Source organism: Nitrospirota bacterium (genome assembly GCA_035516965.1).
Taxonomy (GTDB): Bacteria; Nitrospirota; UBA9217; order UBA9217; family UBA9217; genus MHEA01.
In genome coordinates, this window is record DATIZR010000119.1 from 1 (window position 1) to 5,579 (window position 5,579).

The following is a 5,579-nucleotide window of genomic DNA, read 5'->3' on the forward strand; positions in this document are numbered from 1 at the left end:
AAGAAAAGGCGTTGCAGGACCTCACCGTCAGGTGAGAGCGTATGTAATATCTGTTGAGGGCCTTTGACGCCGGGTTTTATGGTTCGGAGCAGAGGACATGCAGCCGCACGCTGCAGCACTCGCAGCTCCGGGCTATAAAAGACCGGAAAGCAAAGGTCCGAAAGCCCACAGGGAGAAGGTCTAAAGGCCAGCGAGTCAGACGTTCGCAGAATTTTCCGTTCCTGAATGGTAATGGTCGCGACCGAACATTCCTGAGGGTTCAACGGTGTTCTTCATACGGGTAGCCTGCAACGCCCCCTCATTTCAAGTCAAGGCTGGAAGGATATACCTTCCGGCCTTTTTCGTTTTCATACAGTCCGGGATCCCTGCCTATTTCCACCTTTCATACCCTTCGTCCTGCCGAGAGAAATTACAGCGATTTATTGACAATCACCACCGCACTATTGTCTTCTCACATCCGCCTTGACCAGGCGGGCAGTGCCGTTCCCCGACACCGGTGGGAACAGGCGTCAGCAAGGCGCAATGAATGACGGAGTTGAATTGCGCGGAGATTACGGAGGAAGCCGAGCAAGCCTTGCGGGAGCCGAACACGGGTTCATGAAAAAAAATCAGATTTTTCGCAGAACCTGTTCCCTGACAAACCGGATCACCCGGTCCACTTCGTTCATCATCGACTCTTTTTCCCTCCCCTCCAGGATGAACGGCCCATCACGCAGGCGCGTTCCCGGAAAGCCGGCATCCGCATAAAGGTCCAGGAAAGCTCCCGGGATCTCGTCCGGAGCCTCGTCATCATTCATGATTGCCCAGGCAAGCGCCCAGGCCCGCGCCACATTCGTCACGTCGTAGCCTCCCCCGCCCAGGGCCACCCACTTCGAGGCCATACTCTTGATCAGCTTGACCGCATGACAGAAGCCGTTCGTCGTGACGTTCAGGTGAGCCAGTGGATCGGTCCGGAAGGTGTCTACGCCGAGTTGGCTCACGATGATATCGGGCTTGAAGTCTTCGATGAGTGGAGGAACGACGCTCGTGACAGCATGAAGAAAGATCTCATCGTCCGAGCCGCGCGGCAACGGCAGGTTCACGCTGCATCCCCTGCCGGAGCCCGTGCCGGTCTCCCGTTCGAACCCGGTTCCGGGAAAGAGTGTCCTGCCGGATTCATGGATCGAGATCGTCAGGACCCGGTCCGTGTCGTAGAAAGCCTCCTGCACGCCGTCCCCGTGGTGAGCGTCGATATCGATGTAGGCAACTCGCCTGCCCCGGCCTGTCAGGCGCTTGATGGCAATGACCGCGTCGTTAACATAGCAGAACCCCGAGGCCCGGGAGGCGAGCGCATGATGGAGCCCGCCGGCCATATTGAACGCAATCACGGCCTCGCCGCTGTCCGCGAGGTCCGCGGCAAGCAGGGAAGCCCCGGCCACCAGCCTGGACCAGTCGTACATGCCCTTGAAAATCGGATTGTCCCCGGGGCCGAGACCATACTCCCCGGCGCCCTCGATCCAGTTCCCTCCGTTCGCCGCTTTGAGCATATCGAGGTAGCCTCTGGTGTGATAGAAGAGAAGCTCTTCGCTTCGAGAGGGAACGGGCCGGACCAGCCGGGGATCATTCGGACTAAGCAGCCCACAGGCCCTGATCAGTTCATAGGTCAGTTTGAGCCGAAAGGGCTTTAAGGGGTGGCCGGCGCCGTAGTCGAACGCGGCGAACTCACCGCTGTAGAGGAAGGCGGTCTTCATGGGACATCCGATGCCGGGACGCACAGCGATCTTGGCGCTCGGCCCTTTCAGACGACCAACTGCAGCCCGCGCGATCATACCGCGGATCACTTCAACTTCCTGATCCTGACCTCAACGCCCCTGTCGTCACTGAGCAGCGAGACGATCCGGGAAGTATCCGTATCGCCGTAATGATAGGGATAGAGCACGTGCGGCTTGAACGCTTTTGCGGCGTCCGCCACCATTTCCGGCGTCATCGTATAGGGCAGGTTCATAGGCAGGAAAGCGATGTCGATGCTTTTCAATGCCTTCATCTCGGGTGTGTTCTCCGTATCGCCCGCTATATAGACCCGTTTATCCCCAAGGGACAGCACATAACCGTTTCCCTGGCCCTTCGGGTGAAAGGGCTCCCCGTTGGCGCGCTTGTGCACAAGGTTGTAGGCGGGTACGGCCTCGATCGTGATCCCGAGGACCGCGCGAACTTCGCCGTTCTTCATGACAGTGCCGCCCGGCAGTTTTTCCGCGGCAGTGCCGGTCAGAATGACGGCCATGTCACTGGTCCTGATCGCTTCCAGGGCTGAGAGATCAAGATGGTCCTGGTGCTCATGGGTGATCAGGATCAGGTCTGCCTTCGGCAGTTTCGCGTAGTCGGCGAGCCTGCTGTAAGGGTCGACATACAGAGTCTTTCCGCTGAACCTCATCATGAGCGAGCTATGGCCGATGAAGACAATCTCCAGGTCTCCGGCGGATGTCCGGATCGCATCCTTTTCGAATTGCTCCTGGGCGGCAGCGTCCGCCGCTGACATCACCGCCAGCATCATGGAAAGTGCGAGGTTCATGGAACACCCCCTGGAGAGCACACGACAATGCACTGCAGAAACTGCAGTCGTACCGAACCATCGGTCACGCTCCCCCTTCCTCAGTATAGCAAGAACGGAGGTTTTCGTCATTTGCAGGGAAAAGTCCTTCTCCCGCTCATTCCGAACGCCGGCGAGCCGAGCCTTTTTTGGGGGGAGGAGACCTGTCCCTGACGCCATTATTTCTTCGAGAGCGATGAGAGATAAGCAAGAAGTCTGTTGCGCGTCGCCTCATCGGTCCAGGATTTGACGTGGCCTGCGATGTTCAGCTCCCAGAGCTCCTTCGGCTGCAGCGCGGCTTCATAAAGGTCCCGGCCGTGATGCGCGGGAACGATCTCGTCCCGCTGCCCCTGCATGATCAGTACCGGTATCGGCGAAATCCTGCCAATGAAATCGACGGGGCTGCAGTCGTCGCTCACGAGAAATGACAGGGGATACTGGAAGGGCCAGCCGATGACCGATGCCGCGATCTTCTCGCGGGCGATCCTGCGGTAGCTCGAGAAGGCACTGTCGAGGACGACCGCCTTCACGCGGTCCTTGTACGGAGAATTAGCTACGGTGAAGACGGCCACGGCGCCTCCCAGGCTCTTCCCGAAGACGATGATCTTGCCCTCCCTGGCCCCCTGCAGTCTCGTCACAAGCGTTTCGAGAGCAGCTTCCGCGTCGGCGTTGATGCCCCGAACTGTCGGCGCGCCCCCGGACATGCCGTAACCACGGTAATCGAATATGAAGAGGTTATATCCCGCGTTGATGAGCCACAGGTCAAGCTTGACATGGGTGCTCATGTTCTCCACGTTCCCATGGCAGACGAGGATCGTCCCCATCTCGCTGCCACGGGCCCGAAAATACCAGCCGTACAGGGGTATGCCGTCGGCGCTCGTGAACGCAACTTCTTCCGGTGCGTACCGTACGGTTTCGGGATCAGATACGAGCTGACTGCTTGGTTTGAAGAAGAGGGAGGTGCAGCCGGAAAGGGACACGATCGCGGCAAAAAGAATCGGGACAATTTTCCTCACTGCCCGTTGGACACGGATGAAATCTGATAATACGGGTCTTCGCCCGAATCGTGTCAACGGGCATCCGCGTCCGGAAGTTTTTAACTGGTCTCTGTGCATTCGTTTTCATTCGCGACACTTCGTTGCTGGAGTCCGTCCCGCGAATCGATCATCACCGTCACCGGCCCCTCGTTCGTGAGCGACACGTTCATCATGGAAGCGAACTCGCCCGTCCTAACGGGCAGTCCCGCGCCCCTGAGCCGCTGTACGAACAGGTCGTACAGCCGCTTCGCCGGTCCGGGCTCCAGGGCCTGCTCGAAGGACGGCCGGTTTCCCCTGCGCGTCGACGCGGCAAGCGTGAACTGGGAGACGACGAGCACCTCGCCCCTGATGTCCCTGACGGACAGGTTCATCTTGCCCTGGTCGTCTCCGAAGATCCTGAGCTCCGGAACCTTCTTCACGAGAGCTTCGAGGTCCTGGTCCGTGTCGCCCTTCACCGCGCACAGCAATACGAGGAGGCCCTTTCCGATCTCACCGGTGACTCTGCCGTCGATCTCCACTTTTGCAGACGATACCCGCTGGAGCACTGCCTTCATAAAACATTCTTAGCATGTTCTTTCACACGCTGTCAACGAGTTTTCGAACAAATCCCTTGCTTTGGCGCCGGGCAAGCATTAAAATTCTTTAGCCGGCGACAGAGAGGTATACTTGACATCCTTATCAGCCACCCCGGTGACCTCTGTGGAACACGTTGGATTTTTTTCTTTACACATGGAAAATACATCACCTATGGACCTCAAAAGCTTGACGCCTGACGAGATCGAGCAGTTTTGCTTCAGGCACCTCGGACAGAAGCCGGGCCAGGGGACGCGTGTGTCAATATGGCTGTTCCGGAAGAAGGTCGAGGAGGTCGACGCCATGACTGACCTGAACCGGCCTTTCCGTGAGCGGCTGAAGCGGTACTGCACGGTCTCACAGATCGCCATCGACCGGCGGAGCAGGTCCGGGGACGGGACCGAGAAGCTCCTCTACCGACTCGAGGACGGCAATGCCGTGGAAGGCGTGCTCATTCCCGGCCCCGGAAGGCTCACGCTCTGCGTCTCGACGCAGGTGGGCTGCGCATCGGGATGCGCTTTCTGCCGGACCGGCGACAGCGGCCTTGCGCGAAACCTCTCCGCCGCCGAGATCGTGAATCAGGTCTTTGCCGCGCAGAAGGTCACCCGCTCCCGGATCACCAACATCGTGCTGATGGGCACCGGAGAGCCGCTCAGCAATTATGACGCGGTCAGATCATTCGTGCAGATGGCGACGGACAGGAACGGAATGGGATTCTCGAACAGGAAGGTGACGATCTCGACCTGCGGGCTCGCGGCCGCGATCGAGCGGATGGCGGACGATCCCGACATGGATGCGAGCCTTGCCGTCTCGCTGAACGCGACGACGGATGAGCTGCGTGACCGGATCATGCCGGTGAACAGGACCTATCCCCTGGCTCGTTTGGTGAAAGCGCTCCATCATTACTGCGGATCTACCGCCAATACGGTCACGATCGAGTACGCGCTCTTCAAAGGTTTGAACGATTCGGCCCGTGACGCCGAGCGCCTCATGGAGCTGCTGAGCGGACTCCCCTGCATGATCAACGTGCTCATGTTCAATCCCTTCCCCGGTGCGGCCTTCGAGCGGCCTGACGAGGAACGGGTATACGCCTTCCGCAATATTCTCTTGAATCACGGTTTCGTGGCCGTCGTAAGAAACAGTAAAGGCGGCGACATCAACGCGGCATGCGGGCAGCTGCGGTCAGCTGCGCGATGAATGACCTGGCGTCATCCTGAAGTTGGGCGACCCGGCATGGCCAATCTCCCGCAGGATCTCCTCCAAAACAAAATCCCCCTCGCGCTTCCGTCGCGAGGGGGATCGCTATTTTGATTGCCTGACCACGGCTAGTAATCCGACAGGGACCTTCCTGCGCCCACGATCTCATTCAGGATATCGGCGCGCCTGATGATGATCGATCCATT

General features: G+C 58.9%; 5 protein-coding genes. 1 reads left to right on the forward strand and 4 read right to left on the reverse strand.

Features of this window, described 5'->3' with window-relative positions; all coding sequences use genetic code 11:
- Positions 1–608: 608 nt before the first annotated feature.
- The 4 genes from VL197_17510 to dtd form a co-directional block, all read right to left on the reverse strand.
- Positions 609–1,820 carry an acetoin utilization protein AcuC gene (locus VL197_17510; GenBank protein HUJ19788.1) on the reverse strand — a complete coding sequence of 404 codons (1,212 nt, stop codon included), beginning with the start codon at positions 1,818–1,820 and terminating at the stop codon, positions 609–611.
- Positions 1,817–2,548, reverse strand: a complete 732-nt coding sequence (locus tag VL197_17515) for an MBL fold metallo-hydrolase (protein ID HUJ19789.1) — start codon at positions 2,546–2,548, stop codon at positions 1,817–1,819. Before VL197_17515 ends, VL197_17510 begins: the two co-directional genes overlap by 4 nt.
- A 197-nt stretch (positions 2,549–2,745) precedes the next feature.
- Positions 2,746–3,582: an alpha/beta hydrolase gene (locus VL197_17520; GenBank protein HUJ19790.1), complete on the reverse strand. Its 837-nt coding sequence runs from the start codon at positions 3,580–3,582 to the stop codon at positions 2,746–2,748.
- Between the two features lie 80 nt (positions 3,583–3,662).
- Complete coding sequence (gene dtd, locus VL197_17525; protein HUJ19791.1) at positions 3,663–4,157, reverse strand: D-aminoacyl-tRNA deacylase; 495 nt, start codon at positions 4,155–4,157, stop codon at positions 3,663–3,665.
- Between the two features lie 193 nt (positions 4,158–4,350).
- Between dtd and rlmN the strand changes: the two genes are divergently transcribed.
- Complete coding sequence (rlmN, locus tag VL197_17530; protein ID HUJ19792.1) at positions 4,351–5,373, forward strand: 23S rRNA (adenine(2503)-C(2))-methyltransferase RlmN; 1,023 nt, start codon at positions 4,351–4,353, stop codon at positions 5,371–5,373.
- The last annotated feature ends 206 nt before the right edge of the window (positions 5,374–5,579 follow it).